The sequence below is a fragment of the Bradyrhizobium sp. LHD-71 genome, assembly GCF_031157255.1.
Taxonomy (GTDB): domain Bacteria; phylum Pseudomonadota; class Alphaproteobacteria; order Rhizobiales; family Xanthobacteraceae; genus P52-10.
Genome location: NZ_JAVIFX010000001.1, coordinates 1 through 24,063, shown reverse-complemented (window position 1 = coordinate 24,063; position 24,063 = coordinate 1). Strand labels below are relative to the sequence as shown.

The 24,063-nt window shown below is 62.5% G+C and carries 18 protein-coding genes, 3 tRNA genes and 1 pseudogene; 15 read left to right on the top strand and 7 right to left on the bottom strand.

The features are described from left to right. The first annotated feature begins 114 nt into the window (after nucleotides 1-114). The 4 genes from rplM to RCO31_RS00095 all read left to right on the top strand — a co-directional run bounded on the left by rplM (nucleotide 115) and on the right by RCO31_RS00095 (nucleotide 2,843). Nucleotides 115-579 carry a 50S ribosomal protein L13 gene (rplM, locus tag RCO31_RS00110; protein WP_308966134.1) on the top strand — a complete coding sequence of 155 codons (465 nt, stop codon included), beginning with the start codon at nucleotides 115-117 and terminating at the stop codon, nucleotides 577-579. Further along, nucleotides 579-1,055: a 30S ribosomal protein S9 gene (rpsI, locus tag RCO31_RS00105; RefSeq protein WP_308966133.1), complete on the top strand. Its 477-nt coding sequence runs from the start codon at nucleotides 579-581 to the stop codon at nucleotides 1,053-1,055. The genes rplM and rpsI overlap by 1 nt, the downstream gene beginning before the upstream one ends. A gap of 214 nt (nucleotides 1,056-1,269) precedes the next feature. After that, nucleotides 1,270-2,499 carry a GGDEF domain-containing protein gene (locus tag RCO31_RS00100; protein WP_308966132.1) on the top strand — a complete coding sequence of 410 codons (1,230 nt, stop codon included), beginning with the start codon at nucleotides 1,270-1,272 and terminating at the stop codon, nucleotides 2,497-2,499. Nucleotides 2,500-2,606: 107 nt separating this feature from the next. After that, nucleotides 2,607-2,843 (top strand): hypothetical protein, encoded by a 237-nt coding sequence (locus tag RCO31_RS00095; RefSeq protein WP_308966131.1) that lies wholly within the window; start codon nucleotides 2,607-2,609, stop codon nucleotides 2,841-2,843. 229 nt (nucleotides 2,844-3,072) lie between these two features. Here RCO31_RS00095 and RCO31_RS00090 read toward each other — a convergent pair whose 3' ends face one another. The 4 genes from RCO31_RS00090 to RCO31_RS00075 all read right to left on the bottom strand — a co-directional run bounded on the left by RCO31_RS00090 (nucleotide 3,073) and on the right by RCO31_RS00075 (nucleotide 8,662). Then, entirely contained in the window at nucleotides 3,073-5,079 is a 2,007-nt protein-coding gene (locus RCO31_RS00090) for a PhoX family phosphatase (RefSeq protein ID WP_308966130.1), read from the bottom strand. A 96-nt stretch (nucleotides 5,080-5,175) separates the two neighbouring features. Beyond that, the gene (locus tag RCO31_RS00085; protein WP_308966129.1) at nucleotides 5,176-6,300 is read right to left on the bottom strand and encodes an AI-2E family transporter; all 1,125 of its coding nucleotides are present in this window, start codon (nucleotides 6,298-6,300) and stop codon (nucleotides 5,176-5,178) included. A gap of 527 nt (nucleotides 6,301-6,827) precedes the next feature. Further along, entirely contained in the window at nucleotides 6,828-8,237 is a 1,410-nt protein-coding gene (gene glnA / locus RCO31_RS00080) for a type I glutamate--ammonia ligase (protein ID WP_308966128.1), read from the bottom strand. 86 nt (nucleotides 8,238-8,323) lie between these two features. Further along, entirely contained in the window at nucleotides 8,324-8,662 is a 339-nt protein-coding gene (locus RCO31_RS00075) for a P-II family nitrogen regulator (RefSeq protein ID WP_308966127.1), read from the bottom strand. 309 nt (nucleotides 8,663-8,971) lie between these two features. Here RCO31_RS00075 and RCO31_RS00070 point away from each other — a divergent pair, with 309 nt between their 5' ends. The 3 genes from RCO31_RS00070 (at nucleotide 8,972) to RCO31_RS00060 (ending at nucleotide 12,732) form a co-directional block, all read left to right on the top strand. Further along, on the top strand, nucleotides 8,972-10,435 hold the full coding sequence (locus RCO31_RS00070; protein WP_308966372.1) for an NAD(P)H-hydrate dehydratase: 1,464 nt from the start codon (nucleotides 8,972-8,974) through the stop codon (nucleotides 10,433-10,435). A gap of 127 nt (nucleotides 10,436-10,562) precedes the next feature. Then, nucleotides 10,563-11,957, top strand: a complete 1,395-nt coding sequence (locus RCO31_RS00065; RefSeq protein ID WP_308966126.1) for a nodulation protein NfeD — start codon at nucleotides 10,563-10,565, stop codon at nucleotides 11,955-11,957. A 16-nt stretch (nucleotides 11,958-11,973) separates the two neighbouring features. Next, the gene (locus RCO31_RS00060; protein WP_308966125.1) at nucleotides 11,974-12,732 is read left to right on the top strand and encodes a slipin family protein; all 759 of its coding nucleotides are present in this window, start codon (nucleotides 11,974-11,976) and stop codon (nucleotides 12,730-12,732) included. A gap of 4 nt (nucleotides 12,733-12,736) precedes the next feature. On the opposite strand, the gene RCO31_RS00055 is transcribed toward RCO31_RS00060, so the two are convergent. After that, nucleotides 12,737-13,987, bottom strand: coding sequence for a multicopper oxidase domain-containing protein (locus RCO31_RS00055; protein ID WP_308966124.1), 1,251 nt, complete (start codon nucleotides 13,985-13,987; stop codon nucleotides 12,737-12,739). Nucleotides 13,988-14,219: 232 nt separating this feature from the next. On the opposite strand from RCO31_RS00055, the gene RCO31_RS00050 reads away from it, so the two are divergent. From RCO31_RS00050 to RCO31_RS00025, 6 genes are all read left to right on the top strand, one after another. Beyond that, a tRNA-Leu gene (locus RCO31_RS00050) sits at nucleotides 14,220-14,304 on the top strand. Nucleotides 14,305-14,417: 113 nt separating this feature from the next. Then, nucleotides 14,418-15,773: a trigger factor gene (tig, locus tag RCO31_RS00045; RefSeq protein ID WP_308966123.1), complete on the top strand. Its 1,356-nt coding sequence runs from the start codon at nucleotides 14,418-14,420 to the stop codon at nucleotides 15,771-15,773. A 219-nt stretch (nucleotides 15,774-15,992) separates the two neighbouring features. After that, nucleotides 15,993-16,628 carry an ATP-dependent Clp protease proteolytic subunit gene (locus RCO31_RS00040; RefSeq protein ID WP_308966122.1) on the top strand — a complete coding sequence of 212 codons (636 nt, stop codon included), beginning with the start codon at nucleotides 15,993-15,995 and terminating at the stop codon, nucleotides 16,626-16,628. 494 nt (nucleotides 16,629-17,122) lie between these two features. Further along, nucleotides 17,123-18,397, top strand: a complete 1,275-nt coding sequence (clpX, locus tag RCO31_RS00035; protein WP_308966121.1) for an ATP-dependent Clp protease ATP-binding subunit ClpX — start codon at nucleotides 17,123-17,125, stop codon at nucleotides 18,395-18,397. A 322-nt stretch (nucleotides 18,398-18,719) separates the two neighbouring features. Then, entirely contained in the window at nucleotides 18,720-21,140 is a 2,421-nt protein-coding gene (lon, locus tag RCO31_RS00030) for an endopeptidase La (RefSeq protein WP_308966120.1), read from the top strand. Between the two features lie 107 nt (nucleotides 21,141-21,247). After that, nucleotides 21,248-21,323, top strand: a tRNA-Val gene (locus tag RCO31_RS00025). 169 nt (nucleotides 21,324-21,492) lie between these two features. Here RCO31_RS00025 and pepT read toward each other — a convergent pair. Further along, the gene (gene pepT / locus RCO31_RS00020) at nucleotides 21,493-22,758 is read right to left on the bottom strand and encodes a peptidase T (protein ID WP_374991396.1); all 1,266 of its coding nucleotides are present in this window, start codon (nucleotides 22,756-22,758) and stop codon (nucleotides 21,493-21,495) included. A gap of 203 nt (nucleotides 22,759-22,961) precedes the next feature. After that, the gene (locus RCO31_RS00015; protein ID WP_308966118.1) at nucleotides 22,962-23,264 is read right to left on the bottom strand and encodes an HU family DNA-binding protein; all 303 of its coding nucleotides are present in this window, start codon (nucleotides 23,262-23,264) and stop codon (nucleotides 22,962-22,964) included. A gap of 335 nt (nucleotides 23,265-23,599) precedes the next feature. Here RCO31_RS00015 and RCO31_RS00010 point away from each other — a divergent pair. Together RCO31_RS00010 and RCO31_RS00005 are read left to right on the top strand one after the other, a co-directional pair. Beyond that, a tRNA-Asp gene (locus tag RCO31_RS00010) sits at nucleotides 23,600-23,676 on the top strand. A 244-nt stretch (nucleotides 23,677-23,920) separates the two neighbouring features. Next, nucleotides 23,921-24,063: pseudogene (locus RCO31_RS00005) on the top strand (NADH-quinone oxidoreductase subunit A); the annotation flags it as partial.

The following is a 24,063-nucleotide window of genomic DNA, read 5'->3' as shown; positions in this document are numbered from 1 at the left end:
ATTATATTGGATTATTTTATTCACGAAGGGATTGACCGCGGACTCCCCGTTCTTTAAGTACCGGCGGCATCGGGCGCGACCTGCGCCCTTTTTCTTTATCCACGGAACCCCATCATGCAGACGTTTTCGGCAAAGCCAGCCGAGGTCGAAAAAAAGTGGGTGCTGATCGACGCCAAGGGATTGGTTGTCGGCCGGCTCGCGACGCTGGTGGCGATGCGCCTTCGCGGCAAGCATCTGCCGACCTACACGCCTCACGTCGACTGCGGCGACAATGTCATCATCATCAACGCGGCGAAGGTTGTGCTCACCGGGCGCAAGCGCGAGCGCAAAGTGTACTACAATCATACCGGCTTCATTGGCGGCATCAAGGAACGGACGGCCAAGTCGATCCTCGAAGGCCGTTTTCCGGAGCGCGTGGTCGAGAAGGCCGTGGAGCGCATGCTGCCGCGTGGGCCGCTCGGCCGCCGTCAGCTTGGCAACCTCCGCGTCTATCCCGGTGCCGAACATCCGCATGAGGCGCAGCAGCCCCAGGTCGTCGATGTCGCGTCCATGAACCGCAAGAACATGAGGGCCGCCTGATGGCCGAAAGCATCCAATCGCTCGATCAACTGTCGCAGCTCAAGCCGGCCGCTGCTGAGGCGCCGCGCTATGTCAAGAAGATCGACAAGCATGGTCGTGCATACGCCACCGGCAAGCGCAAGGACGCGGTCGCCCGCGTCTGGGTCAAGCCGGGGTCAGGCAAGATCACGGTCAACACCCGCGCCTTCGAGGTCTACTTCGCGCGTCCGGTGCTGCGCATGATGATCCAGCAGCCGCTGGTGTCATCGAACCGTCAGGGCCAGTACGACGTGATCTGCACGGTTTCCGGCGGCGGCCTCTCCGGTCAGGCGGGCGCCGTGCGTCACGGCCTGTCAAAGGCGCTGACCAATTTCGAGCCGGAGCTGCGCGGCATCCTGAAGAAGGGCGGCTTCCTCACGCGTGACTCGCGTGTGGTCGAGCGCAAGAAGTACGGCCGCGCAAAGGCCCGCCGCTCGTTCCAGTTCTCGAAGCGCTAACGGCCCGCGGTTCACCGCGTTGCAATCTCTCGAAAGGGCGCCTTGCGGCGCCCTTTCTCTTTGTCTCCTGCACAAATTGCTGCGAATTTTTCCGGAAAAGTTTTGTGACAGTCCCAACCCTTTGCCAAGACAGTCGCCCTAGCCTGAGCGCCGGCTGAGGAGGAGAAACGATCCGGCGTTAGCTGATCGCTTTAGGGCACAGTCACGGGGTTTCATGTCGCTTGATATTTCGACTCTATATCTTGTGGCCTCGCTGGTCGCAGTGATGCTCGGCGGCTTGCTCCTGTTCTTCTGGCGGCAGGAGCGGATCCCCGCGCTCGGCTGGTGGAGTGCAGCCTATATTCTCGGCGGCGTCACCGTCGCGGTCACGGCGCTCGCCGGCACCCTGATTCCTCCGGCAGCGGAAGTTGTGTTGACGATGGTGGGCTTTGTTGCTTGTGGCCTCGTCTGGAATGCGGCGCGGGTTTTTCACGGCCGCGCCACCTCATGGCCCGGAATTCTCGCCGGCGCGGCGGTCTGGGCCGGCGTCGGCTTTGGCCTGCCGGGCCCGTCGAGCTTGCGTGTGATCATCGGCACGGCGATTGTCGCAGGTTACGCGGCGATCACGGCCAACGAGCTGTGGTCGGAACGGCGAAAGACCCTCAAGTCGCGCTGGCCGGCGGTGGCGATCCCGGCGATGCACGGCGGCGTTCTGATGCTGCCGATCCTGCTCGGCGACGTCCTGCGCAGCGGTGGCGTGCTTGACGTGCGCAGCGGCTGGGTTGCGGCGTTCGCGATCGAGATTGTGCTCTATGCCGTCGGCACGGTCTTTATCATCTTCATGCTGGTGTCCGAGCGCGCAGTGAAGGCGCATAAGACCGCAGCGTCCATCGACCCGCTGACCGGCCTCTTCAATCGTCGTGGTTTTGCCGAGCTGACAAGCCGGATGATCGAGCGCGAGGAGGCGGCAGGCCGCCCGGTGACGGTGCTGATCTTCGACATCGACCATTTCAAGGCGGTCAACGATCGGTTTGGCCATCCGGCGGGCGATGAAATCCTGAAACTGTTTGCGAATGTGCTCGTGCACACGCTTCGCATCACCGACATCGTCGGACGTGTCGGTGGCGAGGAGTTCGCCGCGATGCTGCCATGCTCGGTCGAGGACGCGGCGACCGCGGCGGAGCGGGTGCGCGCGGTGTTCGCGAACGCCGGCGTGCAGGTTGATGAGACGCCGCTTGCCACCAGCGTCAGCATTGGTGTTGCGGGCGGACCGCCCGGCACCGGATTCAGCGCGCTCCTGGCGGCAGCCGACACCGCGCTCTATCGTGCCAAGCGCGGCGGACGGAACCGCGTCGAGATCGCAACCGAGGAGCCGCTCTCGCTCGATCAGCAACGACTGCGCGCCGTGCAACAGCCGGCGAAGCAGCCGACGGTGGTGCACCACTTCGAGAGCCTCGGCGTCTGACCAGTTAAGCCGGACTCGACCGGCAACAGCAGCGATGTTCTGGATTCGACGGCCGCAGCGCCGCCACTAAACGCTCCATTTACCACTGCACTTCTATAGCATCATCGATGTCGCCCACTCGCAGCAACAGCCAGCAAGTGCCTTCGAGCTCGCTCGAGGAGATCGCCGCTTCCGCGCGCAACGGCTTTGCCTGCATGTTTTCGACTTCCGCCGAATACGAGGCGGCGCTGATCGACGAGCGGCGCGCAGAGGGCCGCTATCGCAAGCCGAACGATTGGCCGGTCATCACGTTCTGGGGCTGCGTTCTGGCAATCGCCTGCGTTGTTCTGCTGGCAACGGTCTAGATCGGGTCTCCAGTTGGTGAACCGCCAACCCCATCGTCATTGCGAGGCATAGCCGCTCGAAGAACGGCGTCGCCGTCGTCGCCTAGGGCGACGAAGCAATCCAACCCAGCAGTTGCCGCAACCTCGGACGTGTTCCAATTACGACGGACAAGTCGCTTTGCCTTGCCCCGGCGTAGCCCGAAGGGCGAAGCCGGATCGCAATGACGGTAGATTGCCGCTGTGCGCGGTATCACACGCCGATCTTGCCGCCGCTCTTGCGGGTGATCGCCACGATCGAGGGGCGTGGGGGCATGTCCGGCTTGAAATCCGGCCAGCGGGTTGACGGGTTTTCGAACGTTGCCGCAGGCCCGTTGTCGTCGTCGGCTTCGCCCGGGTGCTGAATGGATACGAACAGCGTCTCGCCGTCCGGCGTGAAGCATGGGCCGCAGAGTTCAGCGCCGGCCGGCGCGCGATAGAAGTGACGCGAGGTCCCGCGTGCGGCGCCTTCAGTCTCCACGCCCCAGACGCCGTCCGCGCGGCCCGTGCTTGCGCCGGAGTTGCCGTCGGTCGCGACCCAAAGCCGCCCTTGATGGTCGATGGCCAGATTGTCGGGCATGCCGAACCAGCCGTTGCGCGTGGTTTCCGACGAGAACGTCGCGCCGACATCGGCGATGGCCGGATCACCGCAGCGAACCAGAATTTCCCAACGATACGTCTGGGCGGCATGATCGCCGTCCGGAGGAACCATCTCGATGATGTGGCCGAAGCGATTGTCGGTGCGCGGATTGGCCGCGTCGATCTGCTCCGCCTTCCGGCGGTTGTTGTTGGTCAGTGCGACATAGACTTTGTTCGTCACGGGACTGGTTTCGATATCCTCCGGCCGGTCCATCTTCGTGGCGCCAAGCAGATCGGCCGCGCGTCGCGTCTCGATCAGAACGTCCGCCTGATTGTGAAAGCCGTTGTCCGGGGAGAGGGGGCCTTCGCCGAAGACGATCGGCAACCAGGTCAGCGTGCCGTCGGCATTGTAGCGTGCGACCGACAGCGTGCCGTTGTCGAGAATGTCGGCATTGGCCTTCGGATTGTCGCGGTCGACGCGCGCGTTGGTGACGAAGCGGTAGACGTAGTCGAAGCGCTCGTCGTCACCAGTATAGACGATATAGCGTCCATCCTTGTTGATGGTGCCCGCCGCGCCCTCGTGCTTCAGGCGGCCGAGCGCGGTGCGTTTCTTCGGCGTTGAGGATGGGTCGAACGGATCGATTTCGACAATCCAGCCGAAACGATTGGGCTCAGTCGGCTCCTTGGCGAGCGCGAAGCGATCGTGGTATTTGCCCCAGGCCTGAACGTTGCCGGGGATGCCGTAGCGCTTGTGGTTCTTGGCCTCCGCATGCTGTTCGTCCAGCGCGCCGAAGAAGTAGAAATTCGTGTTCTCTTCGCAGGTGAGCCATGTGCCCCATGGTGTCACGCCGCCCGCGCAGTTGTTCACCATGCCGAGCACGCGCTTGCCGGTTGGATCGTCCTTCGTCTTGAGGCGGGGATGGCCGGCGGCAGGTCCGGTGATCTCCATCGGAGTCGTGGCATCGATGCGGCGCGCATATTTCGAGTTCGGCACGACCGACCACTTGCCGCCCTCGCGGCGGATCTCGATCACGCTGCCGCCATGCGCGGCCATCTCGACCGCCGCCAACTCGGGCGTCATCTTGGCGAAGGCGACGCTACGTACGTCCTGGCGGCCGACGCCGGGAAACATCAGCTCCTCGTTGGTGTACTCATGGTTCGCCACGAGCAGGCCATGCGCCGAAGGGTTCGCGGCACCAGGCATCGGAAAGTAGCCGAGAAAGTCGTTATTGTAGCCGAACTGCTTGGATTGCGACTCTGACGTCTGCGCGTGCGGATCGAATGCGGGCGCGCCGGGCAGCACCGGATCGCCCCAGCGGATCAGAATGTCGGCGTCGTGGCCGTCTGCGACTGCGTGGTTCGGCTCGACCTTGGCTTCAACCTCGTTGAAGCCAAACCGTGAGGCGGCCGCAGGCGCGCCTGCCTGCGCGTTGGCGGTGTCGAACGCCAGCGAACCGGTGGTGGCGGCAATCGCTGCGACGCCCAGCGCTCCCTTGGCGAAATCTCGCCGTGAAAAGCGGGCCGCGATGATGTCGCCGATGGTCGCGTTGGCGCTTCGATTGACGCCGACATCCTGCGAGCTTTCGGCAAGCTGCGAGCGGGTGTGGTTTTCTGAGTTCGTGACGTCTCGATCGTTTGACATGTGCCGCTGCTACCACGCGTTGGGCTAGGAAGTCTTGAATGGTTCTAACCCATCACACGCGTTTGAAGCGCGTGTGACGCCCACGCGTGCGAAGCACTACCCTGGAACCGCACCAGCGCTGTCGTCGGGGAAACGATGCTTCAGCACAACGTTAGTGATGGCGATCATGGGCAGCGCCAGTGCCAGCCCCCACAGGCCGAACAGGAAGCCTAAGAAAATCTGCGCGGCGAACAGCGTGGCTGGAGGAATATTGATCGCGTGGCGCTGGATCAGCGGTGTCAGGATGTTGCCTTCGAGAAATTGCACCAGGAGATAAAGGCCAAAGGAGAAGACCACGGCCGCGAGGCCCGAACCCAGGCTCGCAAGCACGATGAGGACGCCGGCCAGCACGGCGCCGACGTTCGGAATGAACGACAGGAAGCCGGCGATGAAGCCGAGCACCAGCGAGCCCGGAATTCCGATCAGGGCCAGGCCGATCCAGGTGATGATGAAGATCGACGTCATCGTCATGAGCTGGCCCATCAGCCAGCGCCGCAGCGTTTCGCCGATGTCGTCCGCAAGTGCCGCGGCGTCCTGCTTGTAGCGTTGGGGCACGAAGCGCAGCGCGCCGTTGCGATAAAGGCTCGGTTGGGCGGCGATCAGCAGGCCCAAGAGAATGATGATGAAGATGTTGCCGACCGTCTCGATCAGGCCGGAGAGTACCTTCCAGGTCTGGGCGACGATGGCGCTCGTGCCGGATGCGATGGTGCTCGCGCTCGGAAAGTCCGGTCGGCTCGGCGGTGCCGGTCGTTGCTGTCCCTCCGCGGGAGCAGATGCAGTTGGTGTGTCGAGCGTCAAGAAGTTCGTATTGACCCCACGCTCTTCCAGAAACGTCCTGACGTTGCCGACCTGGGAGCGGATGGTGGCCGACAGCGCGGTCGCCTGCTGGGCGATGGTCGCGCCGCCGAGCGCGATCACAGTAGTGAACAGGCCGGTCAGAAACAAACAGACGATCACCAGCCGCAGCACATGCGAGCCGCCGATGAGGCGGTCGAGCAGGTTCGTGAGCGCGACAAGAAAGATGCCGAACAGCACGCCGGAGAACAGCAGGAGGATGGTCCCGGCCGCGTGCCACGCAATCGCAAGCAGCGCCACGAAGCCGGCGATCGCGCAGCCGCCGAGCGCGATCGATGCGGCAAGCGAGCGATCGGGATTTACCTGCGTTTCAAGCGAGTTGGTCACGCATTGTCCTCGAATATGAGAGGTCAGTTGTTGCCGAATGTGCGATGTGGATCAAGGGGTGAGTAGTGAGGAGCGAAGACCTGTAGCCCGGGAGGAGCGAAACGATACCCTGGCCGACCATTCGTCATTGCGAGGGCGCAGCCCGAAGCAATCCAGCGCGGCAGTTATGGCAGGTTCGGCGCTGGATTGCTTCGCTACGCTCGCAATGGCGGTGGTTCAAGCCTCCGCGGCGTCACCCGTAGGATCTTCATAGGAGTTCAATTTTTCAGAAATTGCGGTGCAGCTCTTCATGCTCGGCTATCGGGATACGGTGGCCGTTATGATGCCGCGCCATAGGTGAATCACGCGGCGCCGTTCGTGGAACGGCCATGAACTCCAGCCCGGCTACGACGGAGAACAGATTGGCTTGTCTCGCCGCAGCCTGCAGGGCGAAAGGCAGCCACCAAAGACAAAAGGCGCCCCTTGCGGAGCGCCTTTTGCTTGCCGACCCAGCGCGGCCAACGCGCGGGTCGCCCCCAAAGCAGTGATTACTGCGAGTAGTACATCTCGAACTCGACCGGATGCGGCGTCATTTCGAATCGCTCGACTTCGGTCATCTTCAGCTCGATGTAGCTGTCGATGAAGTCGTCGTCGAATACGCCGCCATTCTTCAGGAAGGCGCGATCCTTGTCGAGGTTTTCCAGCGCCTCACGCAGGCTGCCGCAAACCGTCGGGATAGACTTCAGCTCTTCCTTCGGCAGATCGTACAGATCCTTGTCCATGGCCGGACCCGGATCGATCTTGTTCTTGATGCCGTCGAGGCCGGCCATCAGCATCGCCGCGAAGCCGAGATACGGATTGGCCATCGGGTCGGGGAAGCGGACTTCCACGCGCTTGGCCTTCGGCGAGGTGGTGTAGGGAATGCGGCACGAGGCGGAGCGGTTGCGCGCCGAGTAGGCGAGTAGCACCGGCGCTTCATAACCCGGGACCAGGCGCTTGTAGGAGTTGGTCGATGGGTTGGTGAAGGCGTTAATGGCCTTGGCGTGCTTGATGATGCCGCCGATGTAGTTCAGGCACATCTCCGACAGGTCGGCGTACTTGTTGCCGGCGAACACCGGCTTGCCTTCCTTCCAGATCGACTGGTGCACGTGCATGCCCGAGCCATTGTCGCCGTAGACCGGCTTCGGCATGAAGGTGGCCGTCTTGCCGTAGATGTGTGCGACCTGGTGAATGCAGTACTTGTAGATCTGCATCTGGTCGGCCATCAGCGTCAGCGTGTCGAACTTCATGCCGAGCTCGTGCTGGGCGGACGCCACTTCGTGGTGATGCTTCTCGACCTTGACGCCCATCTTGGCCATCGCGCCGAGCATCTCCGAGCGCATGTCCTGCACCGAGTCCTGCGGCGGGACCGGGAAGTAGCCGGCCTTGGTGCGGATGCGGTGGCCGAGGTTGCCACCCTCATAGTCGGTATCGGAGTTGATCGGCAACTCGACCTGGTCGAGCTTGAAGCCGGTGTTGTACGGCGTTGCCGAGTAGCGCACGTCGTCGAACACGAAGAATTCGGCCTCGGGACCGACGAACACGCTGTCGCCCACGCCCATCGACTTCACCATCGCCTCGGCCTTCTTGGCGATACCGCGCGGATCGCGGTTGTAGGGCTCGCCGGTGGTCGGCTCGAGCACGTCGCAGGTCAGCACGAGCGTCGTCTCGGCAAAGAACGGGTCGATCGTGGCAGTCACCGGGTCGGGCATCAGGCACATGTCGGATTCGTTGATCGCCTTCCAGCCGGCGATGGACGAGCCGTCGAACATGATGCCTTCGGCGAAGGTGTCCTCTTCGATCATCGACACGTCGAACGTCACGTGCTGCCACTTGCCGCGCGGGTCGGTGAAGCGGAAGTCGACGTACTTCACGTCGTTGTCCTTGATCTTCTTCAGGACGTCTTTAGCGGTCGTCATGGATACCCCTTAGTTTGACAGGTCTTCGCGTTTTGGCAGCGTCGCGCGGCCGATGGTGGTGTCTTCAGGACTTCTTGATTGAAAAGTCAAATTGCATCCAGCCCGGATTCGCCCGTTCGGATGCGAATGGCTTCTTCGATGTTGGATACGAAAATCTTGCCGTCGCCGATCCGCCCGGTCTGGGCCGCGCGCCGGATCGCTTCGATGGCCTTTTCGACCAGATCATCGGCGATCACAATCTCGATTTTAACCTTCGGCAGGAAATCGACGATGTACTCGGCGCCACGATAGAGTTCCGCATGGCCCTTCTGCCGCCCGAAGCCTTTCGCCTCGGTGACCGTGATGCCCTGCAGCCCGACTTCCTGAAGCGCTTCCTTCACCTCGTCGAGCTTGAATGGCTTGATGATGGCCTCGATCTTTTTCACTGAACGTCTCCCGGCACTTCCATTGGTTCGAAGCCAATTGCGCCCAGCTTAAAGCAGGCTCCGTGCCAGTTGGCTTCGCAGGGCGAAAGCGGCGTGTTATCAGGTCATTACCAGCGTTCCGGACGGCTCGGAAAGACGGTCGTGGCCGACATTCTGCTGCAAGAATAGGCATTATGCACATTTTCTGCGCATATTCAGCCATGAATGCCCGCCCAGCTCGCGCGCGGTGCCTTATCTGGAGGCGCACTGCGTTGCGAGCGTGCAGACCTGGAGCAGCATGTGGCCACTGAACTGCTCACCAATGCTGAAATGATGCGCGCCGACCAATTGTCCATCGCGGCGGGCACGAGCGGTTACGCGCTGATGCAGCGCGCCGGCCTTGCTGTCGCGGAGGCGGCGGCAGATCTAGCGGGCGACGGCCCTATTCTGGTCGTCGCCGGTCGCGGCAACAACGGCGGTGACGGGTTCGTTGCGGCATCGGAGCTCGCCAAGATGGGCCACGACGTGTCGGTGATGCTGCTCTGCCGGCGCGAGACGCTGAAGGGAGATGCGGCGTTTGCGGCGAAGGATTGGCAGGGCGGGGTGCTGCCCTGGGATCCAGGAGCGCTCGGCAACGCGGCGTTGATCGTCGATGCGCTGTTCGGTGCAGGCCTCGATCGTCCGGTGAAGGGTGAGCCGCGCGACATGATCGAGGCGATGAACCGAAGCGGCGCGCCACTGCTCAGCGTCGATCTGCCGAGTGGCATCAATGGTTCGACGGGGCAGGCGATGGGCATCGCGGTCAATGCCACCGAGACCGTGACCTTCTTCCGGAAGAAGCCGGGACACCTGCTGCTGCCCGGCCGGCTGCATTGCGGCCGCGTGCGCGTGGTCGACATCGGCATAGCGGACGCGGTGCTGGAAAAAATCGGCTGCGCAACCTTCGAGAACATGCCGACGCTTTGGCAGGTCACGTTTCCGCTGCCGCAACTCGATGGCCACAAATATTCGCGCGGTCACGCGCTGATCGTCTCCGGTGGCGCGGTGACGACGGGCGCAGCGCGGCTGTCGGCGCGCGGCGCGCTCAGGGCCGGTGCAGGTCTTGTGACGTTGGCCACGCCGCGCGAGGCACTCGCGATCAATGCGCAGGCGATGACCGCGGTCATGGTGCGGCCCGTCGACAGCGTGATGGAGTTCGGCGAGCTGCTGCAGGACGAGCGCTTCAACGCGCTGGTGATTGGCCCTGGCTGCGGCGTCGGGAGCCGCACGCGCGATCTGGCGCTCACCGCGGTCGGCGCCGGACGGGGCGTCGTCCTGGATGCGGATGCAATCACGAGCTTCGCCGACGAGCCGTCCCGCCTGTTTGACGCGATCGCCGCGAGCAAGGCGCGCGTCGTGCTGACGCCGCACGACGGCGAATTCCGCCGACTGTTCGGCAGCCTCGATCCTGCGACTTCGAAGCTCGAGCGCGCGCGAGCGGCAGCTGGCACCTCCGGCACGACGGTCGTGCTGAAAGGCGCCGACACCGTCGTCGCATCGCCTGATGGAAGGGCTGCGATCTCCGCCAACGCGCCGCCGTGGCTGGCCACGGCCGGCTCCGGCGATGTCCTCGCCGGCATGATCTGCGCGATGCTCGCCCAAGGCGTGACCGCGTTCGAAGCCGCCTGCGTCGGCGTGTGGATGCATGGTGAAGCCGGTGCCGAGGCCGGGCCGGGTCTGATCGCGGAGGATCTGCCGGAGGTGCTGCCGGCCGTCTTCCGCAGGCTCTATGACGAGTTTGGCGTAAGTTACTGACGCGCCGTAACTCCACGGTTCAGCTTCCGTGGCGCCTGAGGCTTCGCGCAACTATATTCGAGCATGATGCCCGGGATGTCCGCTGACATCCCGCGTCTCGGCGTTTCCTGAAGCTGCGTGAGGATCAATGATCTATCCGTGGGTTCGCCGAAGGACGGCTCTCGCGCGTTGCTTTGCAAGCGCCGCGCTGGTGCTCGCCGTGGTCGTTGCGTTCGCCCTTCCGTCGGCGGCGCCGGCGCAGGCGCCCAATCGCGTGCTGCTGACCGAAATATCCGGTGTCATCGGCGTTGCGACCACGCGGCAGCTGTCTCGCGCGATCGACCAGGCACAGGATCAAAAGGCCGCCGTGCTGATTGTGCGGTTGGACACGCCGGGTGGGCTCGTCACGTCCACGCGCGATCTGATCCAGCGCATCGTCGCATCGCCGGTGCCGGTGGTGGTCTATGTCGCGCCGAGCGGCGCCCGCGCGGCGTCTGCCGGCACGTTCCTGGTCTATGCCTCGCACATTGCCGCGATGGCCCCAGGGACGAACATCGGCGCGGCGACTCCGGTGCAGATCGGCGGCGTGCCCGCTCTGCCGGAGCCGCGGCAGACCGATCCCGCCAAGGAGGAGCGGAATGCATCGCCGACAAAGCCGCGGACGACAGCCGAGCAGAAGGCGCTGAACGATTCCGTCGCGTTGTTGCGGAGCCTGGCGCAGTTGCGCGGACGGAACGCCGAGTGGGCGGACAGGGCCACGCGCGACGCAGAGACATTGACGGCCACTGAAGCGCAGAAAGAAGGCGTGATCGAAATCGTTGCCACCACGGTTGACGATCTGCTGGCTCAACTCGACGGGCGCCGTGTGAGCGTCGCCGGTGCCGAGATCGTACTTGCGACCAGGAACTCTCACGCTGAACTCATCGCGCCAGACGTTCGGACACGGCTCCTGTCGGTGATCTCCGATCCGAACATTGCATTCATCCTGCTGATGATCGGCTTCTACGGACTGATCCTGGAGTTCTGGCATCCGGGAACGTGGGTCCCAGGGGTGATCGGCGGTATCAGCCTGATCCTGGCATTGGTCGGGCTCACGGCGCTGCCGGTGAATTACGGCGCGCTCGGGCTGCTCGTGCTCGGCCTCGCCCTTATGGTCGGCGAAGCCTTCACACCGGGCGTCGGTGTGCTCGGCATCGGTGGCCTCGCCGCGTTCATCGCAGGCGCGTACTTTCTGTTCGAAAATGCCGGAAGCGACGTCGACATTGCCGTGTCGCTGCCGCTGATTATCGGCACGGCGGTCGTTTCAGTATTGTTGATCTTCGGCATTGCCGCTGCCGCTCTGAAAGCGCGTCGACGGCCGGCCGCCACCGGCGCCGAGCAGCTCGTCGGCGCCGACGCCACTGTCGTCGATTGGGACGGAACCTGCGGCCACGTTCGCCTCTTCGGAGAGGTGTGGTCGGCGCGCTCTTCCCGCGCCATGAAGCCGACGGGTCGGGTCCGCGTCACCGGACGGGACGGTCTCACGCTGATCGTCGAGAATTGAAAGCAGGAGGGTTGCCATGGCGTTCGACATTCTAAACTGGACCGGATTGATCGTTCCGCTCCTGCTCCTCCTCGCGCTGCTCGCCTATTCGATCCGCATTCTGCGCGAGTACGAGCGCGGCGTCGTGTTCCTGCTCGGGCGGTTGTGGAGGGTGAAGGGGCCTGGCCTCGTCATCATCGTGCCTATCATCCAGCAGATGGTGCGGATCGATTTGCGTACGCGCGTCTTCGACGTGCCGCCGCAGGATGTCATCTCGCGCGACAACGTTTCGGTGCGAGTCAACGCTGTCGTGTATTATCGCGTCCTTGACCCCGAGAAGGCGGTCATCCAGGTCGAACATTTCAACGAAGCGACCAGCCAGCTCGCGCAAACGACGCTGCGCTCGGTGCTCGGCCAGCATGATCTCGATCAGATGCTTGCCGAGCGCGAGAAACTCAATTCGGACATCCGCCAGATTCTCGATGAGCAGACCGACGCTTGGGGCATCAAGGTATCGATCGTCGAACTCAAGCATGTGGATCTGAACGAAAACATGGTCAGGGCGATCGCTCGCCAAGCGGAAGCCGAGCGCAACCGCCGCGCCCGCGTGATCGACGCGGAAGGCGAGTTTCAAGCCGCCGAGAAACTCGCTCAGGCCGGCCAAATTCTCGCCGCCCAACCGGAAGCCATGCAGCTGCGCTACTTCACTGCGTTGCAGAACATCGCCGGCGAGCGCGCCTCGACGATCGTCTTTCCACTTCCCATGAAGTTGATGGAAAAGCTCAGCGGGTCCTGAGGTGTCACTCCACTGCGAACCAGCGCAGCAGTCGCGGCGCGGTCCACTCGATTCCCATTGCTTCCATCAGCCAGCTGCCGGGGTGCTCCGCAAGAAAGGCGATGCGCTGGGTTTGCCCGGCGTCGAACAACAAGGTGTCGAGCCAGAACGGCTTCCAGCCGTCGTCGAGGCGGTCGAGCAGACGGAAGTGATGGCCGTGGATGTGGAATGTCACTGGCGTCGCCGCGCGGTTGCTGATGGCCAGCACGACGGAACGGCCGCGCTTGACGCGGAAGGCCGGCGCGAGATGGGTCGATATCCGGTCGGCGGCTACCCAGTCCGCCTCCGGTGCGGGAACGCCGATCGCGAGCTCGACGCGCTGGGCGCCCTGAAGCGGAATCCGTGCCGGCAAGCCGGAGTCGGGAAGGGCCGGTGCAGGCGGCAGCGGGGTGTCGCGCACGGGTGCATCGGCCGAATAGCTCAGGGTTGCGATCGGTCGCGGCGCAGTGCCGTCATGCAGCAGGATCTGCGAGCGCGATGCCGGCGGCCGCGTCGCATCGAACATGACATCGACGCGCGTGCCGGGTGCCAGGATCAGCCGACCGTCCCGCGCGGGGAACGGCTCCGTCGGCACACCGTCGATCGCCATCACCCGCACATCATGGTCGGCAATCCTGAAGGCGATCACTGCGCGCTGGCAGCCATTGACGAAGCGTAGCCGCAGTCGCTGGTTGGTGCGTGCGGCGATGATCCAGTCAAGCTGGCCGTTGATCGTGTAGACCGTCGAGGTATCGGTTCCGCTTTCGCCTGGAGCAATCGCCGTTCCGTCCGGGGTGAGCCGCCAGTCTTCGATCAGCAGGAGCTCATCGCGGTCGACCTCCGGTGGTGTCGTCTCCCTCACGACGAAGGCACCGCATGGCAACGGGCGTGTCGCACCCTCGCTGCCGATCCGTGCCTCGAAGAACCGGGTGCCTGCCTTCTGCAGCGCTACCGCCCGGGTCGCGGTCTGTCCGGCGGCGATTCCAGCCTGCGCGAGCAGGGGAACCGCGCCAGCTGAATTATCCTGGCCGTACCAGTTCAGGTTGATCAGGGAGCCGGTGGCGTTGGTCAGGTCCAGTTCCAACGTCTCGCCGCGCCGGAAGACCCAGTTGTTCGCATCCATCTCGGGCGTGAAACGCCAGACCATCGTTTCCGGCTGACCCGGGCGAAGGCGCAGCGTCGCCTCCTGCAGCCGCAGCGAGCGCCGCGCCCGCGTGGTCTGCGCCTTCACAGGCATGTTCGGCGACAAAACCACAGCGCCGAGCCCTGCGAGCACTGCGCGCCGCGAAGGCCGAAAGGGCCGTTCTCGTACAGTCATAGATATGCGGACCACGTTCGCGTGCTGTTGTCCAGCGAGCGGCTTGCGGACCGCCGATCGAGGGTTATTTTTTTGCTGCGGGCCAAGTTTGACATGTTATAAGCCGCCGCCCGCGGCTGAGCCGCCGGACCCGAACACCTCTTTCCTCTTCGCGGGCGTGGCGGAATTGGTAGACGCGCTGGGTTTAGGTTCCAGTGGCGAAAGCTGTGGGGGTTCGAGTCCCTCCGCCCGCACCAGTCCTTGCGCCCTGGAACGATTAAGAAGGATCAGGTCTCCGGAACGGCGGTCGGTGGTTTACGAAGAATTATCAGGCCCTTGGCTGGGCCGTCTTGAGAAGAAGATTGAGGCGATGCAAGTCAACGAAACGCTCTCCGAAGGCCTTAAACACGAGTTTCAGGTCAGCGTCCCGGTCACCGACCTCGATGCGAAGGTCGACGAGCGGCTCGCCGAAATGAAGGACAAGGTGCGGATGAACGGATTCCGCCCCGGCAAGGTGCCGGCCGGACATCTGAAGAAGATCTACGGCAAATCGGTCATGGCCGAGACCATCGACCAGCTCGTGCGGGATACCAACGCCAAGATCTTCACTGAGCGCGGCTTCAAGCTCGCGACCGAGCCGAAGGTGACGCTGCCGACCGACCAGGACGAGATCAACAATCTGCTCGAAGGCAAGTCGGACCTGAACTATACTGTCGCCATTGAGGTCATCCCGCCGATCCCGCTCGCCGACTTCAAGTCGTTCACCATCGACAAGCCAGTGGTCGACGTCTCGGACGTCGACGTTGATGAAGCGGTCGGCAGGATCGCCGAACAGAACCGTCCTTTTGCCGACAAGGGCGAGGGCGCCAAGGCCGAGGCCGGTGACCGTGTCACCATCTCGTTCAAAGGCACCATCGACGGTGAACCGTTCGACGGTGGCACCAGCGAGAACATCCCGGTGCAGATCGGCTCGAACACGTTCATTCCGGGATTCGAGGAGCAGCTCATCGGCATTGCCAAGGGCGAAGAGCGTACGCTGAAGGTCACGTTCCCCACGAACTACGGCAACGACAAACTTGCGGGCAAGGATGCGGAGTTCGTCACCACTGCAAGTCTGATCGAGACCCCGCAACAGATTACGCCTGACGACGAATTCGCCAAGAAACTTGGCCTTGAATCACTCGACAAGCTGAAAGAGGCCGCGCGCGAACGGATCAAGCAGGAGTTCGACGGTGCGACCCGTCAGCGCGTCAAACGGCAGCTACTCGACAAGCTCGACGAGGCCCACAAGTTCGATCCGCCGCAGACGCTGGTCGAGCAGGAGTTCGGCATGATGTGGGAATCCATCAAGAAGGAGATGGAATCCGTCAACCGTACCTTCGCGGACGAGGACACGACCGAAGAAAAGGCTCAGGAGGACTATCGCAAGATCGCCGACAGGCGCGTGCGGCTCGGCCTCGTGCTGTCGGAGATCGGCGAGAAGAACAACATTACGGTGACGGACGACGAGGTGAGCCGTGCGCTGGTCGAGCGGGCGCGTCAGTTCCCCGGTCAGGAAAAGCAGGTCTGGGACTACTACCGTAACAATCCGCAGATGTTGGCGCAGCTTCGCGCGCCGATCTTCGAGGACAAGGTAGTGGATTTCGTGCTCGAGCTCGCCAAGGTGGACGAGAAAAAGGTGACGCGCGAGGAGCTGTTCAAGGACGATCAGGCGCCGGCCGCCTGAAGTTCCTGAAGCGGGTTGAACAGAGCCCGTTAACCCTGTGACTCGTATGCTCGATTCGGACGGTACGGACGCTTTGCCGCGGCCGCCCGAATCAGATTCCCTTCTTTGAATAATCTTGCCTTGGGCCGCCCGGCCCATATCTTGAAGCCTCCTGCATCACGAAGCGCGTCCGGCCGCTTTCGCCGTTCGGCTCCGCTCTTCGCAACACTAGGGTGAGCCATGCGCGATCCGGTCGAAACCTACATGAACCTTGTTCCCATGGTCGTCGAGCAGACCAACCGGGGTGAACGCGCCTACGACATTTTCTCCCGCCTCTTGAAGGAGCGCATCATCTTCATCACCGGTCCGGTGGAAGACGGCATGGCAACGCTCGTCGTCGCGCAGCTTCTGTTCCTCGAGGCGGAAAATCCGAAGAAGGAAATCTCGATGTACATCAACTCGCCAGGCGGCGTGGTGACATCGGGGCTTGCGATCTACGACACCATGCAGTTCATCCGCCCGCCGGTGTCGACGCTGTGTACCGGCCAGGCCGCGTCCATGGGCTCGCTGCTGCTTGCCGCCGGCGAGAAGGATATGCGCTTTTCGCTGCCGAACGCTCGCATCATGGTGCATCAGCCGTCCGGCGGCTTTCAGGGGCAGGCGACCGACATCATGCTGCACGCCCAGGAAATCCTGAACCTGAAGAAGCGGCTGAATGAAATCTACGTGAAGCACACCGGCCAGCCTTACAAGGCGATCGAGGACGCGCTCGAGCGCGACAAATTCCTGACGGCGGAAATGGCCAAGGAGTTCGGTCTGGTCGACAAGGTGATCGACAGGCGTCCGGACGAGCCAACGACTGCAAAAGCGGCCTGAAACCGCAGACTGTTGACGCCGCGTAAGCGATCGGTCACCGTCGAGAGCCTCGGCGGTGACGTCGTTTTTCTCCGATGGCCGGAAGTTTTGCACGCTGCGTCGTCGAAGCGGCGACCCGATTTCCGGAAGCGGGGCTGGGCGTTCAAACGGCCAAGGTTGCTGAAATTGCTCTCGTTTTTGGGAACCGGTTCCGAAGCGTGGTTTTGTCGTCACGGGTCGCCCAAATTCGGTCTTGGCCAAGCCTGAAAAGCCGGTAAAAGCGGCATGAACCTTTCTGAGGCGGGCCGAGTCATTAGCTAAATCTTGATTATCGCGGCCCTAGCATGGTTGGCTAGGATAGACGGCGTTTGGTGAGGCTGATGTAATATCGACGATTCGTAGGAGCCTCTGAATCGGCAGGCCTTTTTGGTACGAGATTTGCCCCTACATAGGGGCGCCAGGCGGCGGGCTGAGATTGATCGAGTTGTGTAGTTGAGCGGCGGACGGAGAAGAGAATGAGCAAAGTTGGTTCGAGCGATTCAAAGAACACGCTCTATTGCTCGTTCTGCGGCAAGAGCCAGCACGAGGTCCGCAAGCTGATCGCGGGCCCGACGGTTTTCATCTGCGACGAGTGCGTCGAACTCTGCATGGACATCATCCGCGAGGAGAACAAATCCTCGCTGGTCAAGTCGCGCGACGGCATCCCGACGCCGAAGGAAATCTGCAAGGTGCTCGACGACTACGTCATCGGGCAGAACCACGCCAAGAAGGTGCTCTCGGTCGCGGTGCACAACCACTACAAGCGACTGAACCACCAGACCAAGCACAACGATGTCGAGCTCGCGAAGTCGAACATCCTGCTGATCGGTCCGACCGGCTCGGGTAAGACGCTGCTGGCGCAGACGTTGGCGCGCATCCTCGACGTGCCGTTCACGATGGCTGACGCGACAACGCTGACGGAGGCCGGCTACGTCGGCGAGGACGTCGAGAACATCATCCTGAAGCTCCTGCAGTCCGCCGACTACAATGTCGAGCGTGCGCAGCGCGGTATCGTCTACATCGACGAGATCGACAAGATTTCGCGCAAGTCCGACAACCCGTCGATCACTCGCGACGTGTCGGGTGAGGGCGTGCAGCAGGCGCTCTTGAAGATCATGGAAGGCACGGTCGCCTCCGTTCCGCCGCAGGGTGGCCGGAAGCATCCGCAGCAGGAATTCCTGCAAGTCGATACCACCAACATCCTGTTCATCTGCGGTGGCGCGTTCGCGGGCCTGGAGAAGATCATCTCTGCGCGCGGCCGTTCCACCTCGATCGGCTTCGCAGCCTCGGTGATGGCACCCGAAGACCGCCGTACCGGTGAAATTTTCCGCGAGGTGGAACCGGAAGATCTCTTGAAGTACGGCCTCATCCCGGAATTCGTCGGCCGCCTGCCGGTGGTCGCGACCCTGGAAGACCTCGACGAGGCTTCGCTGAAGAAGATCCTCACCGAGCCGAAGAACGCTCTGGTGAAGCAGTATCAGCGGCTGTTCGAGATGGAGAACATCGAGCTCACCTTTGCCGACGAGGCGTTGGGCGCGGTGGCGCGCAAGGCGATCGAGCGCAAGACCGGCGCACGCGGCCTGCGTTCGATCCTTGAGGCGATCCTGCTCGAGACGATGTTCGATCTTCCAAGCCTTGAGGGCGTCGAAGAGGTCGTGATTTCTCGCGAAGTCGTCGAAGGAACTGCGCGTCCGCTCTATATTTACGCCGATCGCTCCGATCGCGCGATCGAGACCAGCGCCAGCGCCTGATTCAAACGTCCCGCGCGGCGGAACCTGCCGCGCGGAGTCTGCCGTTTGCCGGTTGCGTACAGCTGTCATCAGATCAACGGTCTATGCGAAGGTGCACAGCGCTCCTTCACTTGACTCAGGGTCCGTCGATAGCCACCTAATACGCTCGGTGATCCAAAAAGTGCTTTGGATTCGCTGATTTAAGACCCGGTTGATGCGCGCGATCGCTGCTTGGTTGCGCTGCCGAAGACGGCAAGTCGCCGGTCAAATTGCACCTTGTGGCGGTTGCGCCGTTCGGGCGGGCTGCGAAGCAAGGGGGCGCAGAAAAAGGAAGTTGAAGGCCATGACAGCCTCCAAGACCCGGCCATCCATCGTTTACGGCGAAAGCAACACCTACCCGGTTCTTCCGCTCCGCGACATCGTCGTTTTCCCGCACATGATCGTGCCGCTCTTCGTCGGCCGAGAGAAGTCCATCAAGGCTCTCGAGGAGGTGATGAAGAACGACGGGCTGATCATGCTCGCGACGCAGAAGAATGCGTCTGACGATGATCCGAGCCCTGATTCCATCTACGAGCTCGGCACGCTTGCGAGCGTACTGCAGCTGCTGAAGCTTCCCGACAACACCGTGAAGGTGCTGGTCGAGGGCCTGTCGCGCGCCAAGGTCGGCAAATATGCGGACCGCAGCGAGTTCTATGAAGCGACCGCGACGCCCCTTGCGGACACCGACACCGACAGCATCGAGGCGGAGGCGCTCGCCCGCTCGGTCGTCTCCGAGTTCGAAAACTATGTAAAACTGAACAAGAAGATTTCGGCGGAAGTCGTCGGCGTCGTTCAGCAAATCAAGGATTTTCCGAAGCTCGCCGACACCGTCGCCTCGCATCTTGCGGTCAAGATTCCGGACCGTCAGGGCATTCTTGAAACGCTCTCAGTCACCCAGCGCATGGAGAAGGTGCTGGGACTGATGGAAAGCGAAATCTCGGTCCTGCAGGTCGAGAAGCGCATCCGCTCGCGGGTCAAGCGCCAGATGGAGAAGACCCAGCGCGAGTACTACCTGAATGAGCAGATGAAGGCGATCCAGAAGGAACTCGGCGACGACGAAGGTCGCGACGAGCTTTCCGACCTGGAAGAGAAGATCGCGAAGACCAAGCTGTCGAAGGAAGCGCGCGAAAAAGCGCAGCATGAGCTGAAGAAGCTGCGCCAGATGTCGCCGATGTCGGCGGAAGCAACGGTCGTGCGCAACTACCTCGACTGGCTGCTGTCGATCCCGTGGGGCAAGAAGTCCAAGGTCAAGAAGGACCTCAATGCCGCGCAGGAAGTGCTCGACAACGATCACTACGGGCTTGAGAAGGTCAAGGACCGCATCGTCGAGTATCTCGCCGTGCAGTCCCGCGCCAACAAGCTGACCGGACCGATCCTGTGCCTCGTCGGACCTCCCGGCGTCGGCAAGACGTCGCTCGGCAAGTCGATCGCGAAGGCGACCGGCCGCGAGTTCGTGCGCGTCTCGCTCGGCGGCGTTCGCGACGAGGCGGAGATCCGCGGCCACCGCCGGACCTATATCGGTTCGATGCCCGGTAAGATCATCCAGTCGATGCGCAAGGCGAAGACCGCCAACCCGCTGTTCCTGCTGGACGAAATCGACAAGATGGGCGCCGATTTCCGCGGTGACCCGTCGTCGGCCCTGCTTGAGGTGCTCGATCCCGAGCAGAACTCGACGTTCAACGATCACTACCTCGAGGTCGACTACGATCTCTCCAATGTCATGTTCATCACAACCGCGAATACGCTGAATATTCCCGGGCCGTTGATGGATCGCATGGAGATCATCCGCATCGCCGGCTACACGGAGAACGAGAAGGTCGAGATCGCGCGCAAGCACCTGATCCCGAACGCGCTGTCGAAGCACGGCCTCGACTCCAAGGAGTGGTCGATCGACGACGACGCGCTGCTTCTGATGATCCGCCGCTACACCCGCGAAGCGGGCGTTCGTAACCTCGAACGCGAGCTCTCTACGTTGGCCCGTAAGGCGGTCAAGGATCTGATGATCTCGAAGAAGAAGTCGGTCAAGATCACCGAGAAGAACCTCGAAGAGTTCCTCGGCGTTCCGAAGTACCGCTTCGGCGAGATCGAGAACGACGATCAGGTCGGCGTGGTGACGGGTCTTGCGTGGACCGACGTCGGCGGTGAGCTGCTGACGATTGAAGGCGTGATGATGCCAGGCAAGGGCCGCATGACGGTCACTGGCAACCTGCGCGACGTCATGAAGGAGTCGATCTCGGCCGCGGCGTCCTACGTCCGCAGCCGCGCCGTCACCTTCGGCCTTGAGCCGCCGCTGTTCGATCGGCGTGACATCCACGTGCACGTGCCGGAAGGCGCGACGCCGAAGGACGGTCCGTCGGCCGGCGTGGCGATGGCGACTGCCATCGTCTCGGTGCTGACCGGCATTCCGGTCCGGCATGACATCGCCATGACGGGCGAGATCACGCTGCGCGGACGAGTGCTGCCGATCGGCGGTCTGAAGGAGAAACTGCTCGCCGCCGCGCGCGGTGGCATTAAGACGGTGCTGATCCCGGAAGATAACGCCAAGGACCTCACCGAGATCTCCGACGCGATCAAGGGCGGTCTCGAGATCGTGCCGGTCTCGCGGATGGACGAGGTGATCGCCCGCGCATTGGTGCGCAAGCCGGTGCCGATCGAGTGGGAAGAGGACAAGGCCATCCCGCCGAAAGCGGAAACCGGCGACGATGCCGGGTTGACGGCGCACTGACGTCCGTCAGCTCGACCAGACACGAAACGGCGCCTTCGGGCGCCGTTTCTTTGCGGAGAGGTGACAGCTTGCATCCACACGCAGGCCGGCGCTAAACAAGCCGCATCGGGCGGTTAGCTCAGCTGGCAGAGCGCTTCGTTTACACCGAAGATGTCGGCGGTTCGATCCCGTCACCGCCCACCAGCCTTTGCTCGCGAAGCGAGAGAAGGCTGCCGCGCCGAAGCCCGGAGGGCGAAGGCGGCTTTCGCGGCCGCGAGCTATGGCTCGGCAAGCCGTCATTGCGAAGCATCTCCGGCCTAGCCCGAAGGGTGAAGATGGGTCTTTCCTGCGGGCGCAGATTGCCGATCCCGCCTCAAGCCTGTTCCTCGAAGATCATCGCCAGGTGCACGATCGTGCGGACGGCAGCCTGCATGTCCTGCACGCTGACCCATTCGAGCCGCGAGTGGAACGCATGCTCGCCGGCGAAGATATTGGGGCAGGGCAGGCCCATAAACGAGAGCCGCGAGCCGTCAGTCCCGCCGCGGATCGACGAGCGCACGGGCGTCAGTCCCGCGCGGCGGATCGCCTCGAGCGCGTTCTCGACGATCTCGGGATGCCGATCCACCACCCCCTTCATGTTGCGGTACTGTTCCTTGATGGTGAGCTTGCAGCGCGAGCGCGGAAAGTCCTTCATCACCGTGCCGATGATGTCCTGAAGCAGGGCCGCCTTCTGTTTCAGGCCCTGCTCGGTGAAATCACGCACGATCAGGTTGAGCGTCGCGCTTTCCAGCGTTCCGGAGATGCCGGTCGGATGCAGAAAGCCCTCGCGGCCCTCGGTGGTCTCGGGCGAGCAGGTCTCTTTCGGCAGGGCGTCGACGATGCGCGCGGCGATCTTGATGGCATGCTCCATCTTGCCCTTGGCGAAGCCCGGATGCGTGCTGACGCCTTCGATCTCGATCGTGGCGCCGTCGGCCGAAAAAGTTTCGTCCTCGAGGTGGCCGGCGGTCTCGCCGTCGATCGTGTAGCCGAAATCGGCGCCGAGTTTCCGCAGGTCCGCCCTATCGACGCCGCGGCCGATCTCCTCGTCGGGCGTGAACAGGATCTTGATGGTGCCGTGCTTCACTTGCGGGTTGTCGACCAGGAACTTGGCGGCATCCATGATCTCGGCGACGCCGGCTTTGTTATCGGCGCCGAGCAGGGTGGTGCCGTCTGTGGTGACGATATCGTTGCCGATCTGATCGCGGAGCGCCGGGTGCTCGCTGACGCGGATGACCTGACTTTTATCCGACGGCAGAACGATGTCGCCGCCTTGATAAGCCTTCACGATCTGAGGTTTTACATCCTTGCCGGTGCAATCCGGCGATGTGTCCATGTGGGCGCAGAAGCAGATTACCGGCACCTGCTTTGCGGTGGTCGAGGGGATCGTCGCGTAGACATAGCCGCTTTCGTCGAGATGGGCGTCGTCAAGACCCATCTCCTTCAGTTCCTTCGCCAGCAGTCGCCCGAGGTCCTTCTGCTTTGCAGTGGACGGACAGGACGGCGATGCCGGGTCGGACTGGGTATCGATCACGACATAGCGCAGGAAACGCTCGAGGACAGTGTGCTTGATGGGGAGGGATGTCACGGAAGACGACCTCATTTGCGACGGCGGGCGATTGCCGCGCGACATCCTCGCAAAAAGCAAATCATCCTGGAACCCCAAATGCTTGGGGGCCGGGATGATCAAAAGGCACAGGAAAACAACAGGTCACAGATCTCGATCGCGTATCGGGTATGCAGACCCGACAGCCGATCCGAATCATCGCGGACCCGGGCGCGATCAGCGCCTTGTGCGTTGCGAGCTTAAACGGCTTCCTTGAGCTCTTTTGCGGCGCGGAAGGCCACCTTCTTGGACGCCTTGATGTGGATCTGCTCACCGGTCGCCGGGTTGCGGCCCATGCGCGCGGCGCGCTTGCGGACCTGCAGGATGCCAAGACCGACCAAACGGATGCGGTCGCCCTTCTTCAGGTGCTTCGTCACCTTGGTGACGAGATCGCCGAGCAGAGCTTCGGTCTGCTTCTTGGACATCTCGTGATCCTCGGACAGGGCGGCCGCGAGATGCTTCAAGGTAACGGTATTCGGTGTGGATGATGCCTTCTTCGCCATATGGGTCCTCCTCTGGAAATGTCGGTTCCTAGCGTCTTCAATGCGGAGCTTTTTGACCGGCCTGACGAACACCGGGGTCTGGAGTTGGCGCGAGCGCGGGCCGGAAATCCACGTCGCCCAAAAAATTGTTCGTGCCATAACACACGTAGAATCAGGGCTTATTTGATTCGCCAGCGCCTTGCCTATGCTGTTTGGCCTGTAAACAGGGCATTTTTTGCATCAGCGCCGAAAAAACGCCTATTGCGAAAGGGGGATTCGCAACAACCTTGACTAAGATGGGGCGCACCTTTAAGTCCCCAGCCAACACGCGGCAGTTTTGAAGCAAAGCGGCCTGCGCGGGAGTAGCTCAGTTGGTTAGAGCGCCGGCCTGTCACGCCGGAGGTCGCGGGTTCGAGCCCCGTCTCTCGCGCCAATTTTAAGTATCGTTCCGCTTATCGCGAATCGTCATCGGCGGCTCCGTCGACACCCATTCTTTCGCTTGTCCACGGCGCTCGTCCAACGACTGCGCAAGGCTTCACGAATGCCCCGGCAAATATGCAGGGGACACGTCAAGTTTGGTTGTCTTGCGCCTCGTTTTGCACTGCGCTAAAGCCTTAAAATCATTCCAAATGTGTCGCGAATCTGCGCACACGCTGCCGAAACAACAGGGACGTTTGATGGGCAGTTTATTGCAGAGTTATCTGCCGCTTGTGGTGTTCGTCGGCATTGCCAGCGTGATCGGCCTCGCGCTGCTGATCGCGCCGTTCATGCTCGCCTACAGCAACCCCGATCCGGAAAAGCTGTCGGCCTATGAGTGCGG

Bases quoted from the DNA above. Each gene is read 5' to 3' on its own strand.
- glnA (WP_308966128.1), bottom strand. From the start codon at position 8,237: ATGACGACCGCTAAAGACGTCCTGAAGAAGATCAAGGACAACGACGTG.
- clpX (WP_308966121.1), top strand. From the start codon at position 17,123: ATGAGCAAAGTTGGTTCGAGCGATTCAAAGAACACGCTCTATTGCTCG.
- rpsI (WP_308966133.1), top strand. From the start codon at position 579: ATGGCCGAAAGCATCCAATCGCTCGATCAACTGTCGCAGCTCAAGCCG.
- RCO31_RS00055 (WP_308966124.1), bottom strand. From the start codon at position 13,987: ATGCCTGTGAAGGCGCAGACCACGCGGGCGCGGCGCTCGCTGCGGCTG.
- RCO31_RS00040 (WP_308966122.1), top strand. From the start codon at position 15,993: ATGCGCGATCCGGTCGAAACCTACATGAACCTTGTTCCCATGGTCGTC.
- rplM (WP_308966134.1), top strand. From the start codon at position 115: ATGCAGACGTTTTCGGCAAAGCCAGCCGAGGTCGAAAAAAAGTGGGTG.
- RCO31_RS00065 (WP_308966126.1), top strand. From the start codon at position 10,563: ATGATCTATCCGTGGGTTCGCCGAAGGACGGCTCTCGCGCGTTGCTTT.
- RCO31_RS00070 (WP_308966372.1), top strand. From the start codon at position 8,972: ATGATGCGCGCCGACCAATTGTCCATCGCGGCGGGCACGAGCGGTTAC.
- lon (WP_308966120.1), top strand. From the start codon at position 18,720: ATGACAGCCTCCAAGACCCGGCCATCCATCGTTTACGGCGAAAGCAAC.
- RCO31_RS00095 (WP_308966131.1), top strand. From the start codon at position 2,607: ATGTCGCCCACTCGCAGCAACAGCCAGCAAGTGCCTTCGAGCTCGCTC.
- RCO31_RS00060 (WP_308966125.1), top strand. From the start codon at position 11,974: ATGGCGTTCGACATTCTAAACTGGACCGGATTGATCGTTCCGCTCCTG.
- RCO31_RS00015 (WP_308966118.1), bottom strand. From the start codon at position 23,264: ATGGCGAAGAAGGCATCATCCACACCGAATACCGTTACCTTGAAGCAT.
- RCO31_RS00100 (WP_308966132.1), top strand. From the start codon at position 1,270: ATGTCGCTTGATATTTCGACTCTATATCTTGTGGCCTCGCTGGTCGCA.
- RCO31_RS00090 (WP_308966130.1), bottom strand. From the start codon at position 5,079: ATGTCAAACGATCGAGACGTCACGAACTCAGAAAACCACACCCGCTCG.
- tig (WP_308966123.1), top strand. From the start codon at position 14,418: ATGCAAGTCAACGAAACGCTCTCCGAAGGCCTTAAACACGAGTTTCAG.
- pepT (WP_374991396.1), bottom strand. From the start codon at position 22,758: ATGAGGTCGTCTTCCGTGACATCCCTCCCCATCAAGCACACTGTCCTC.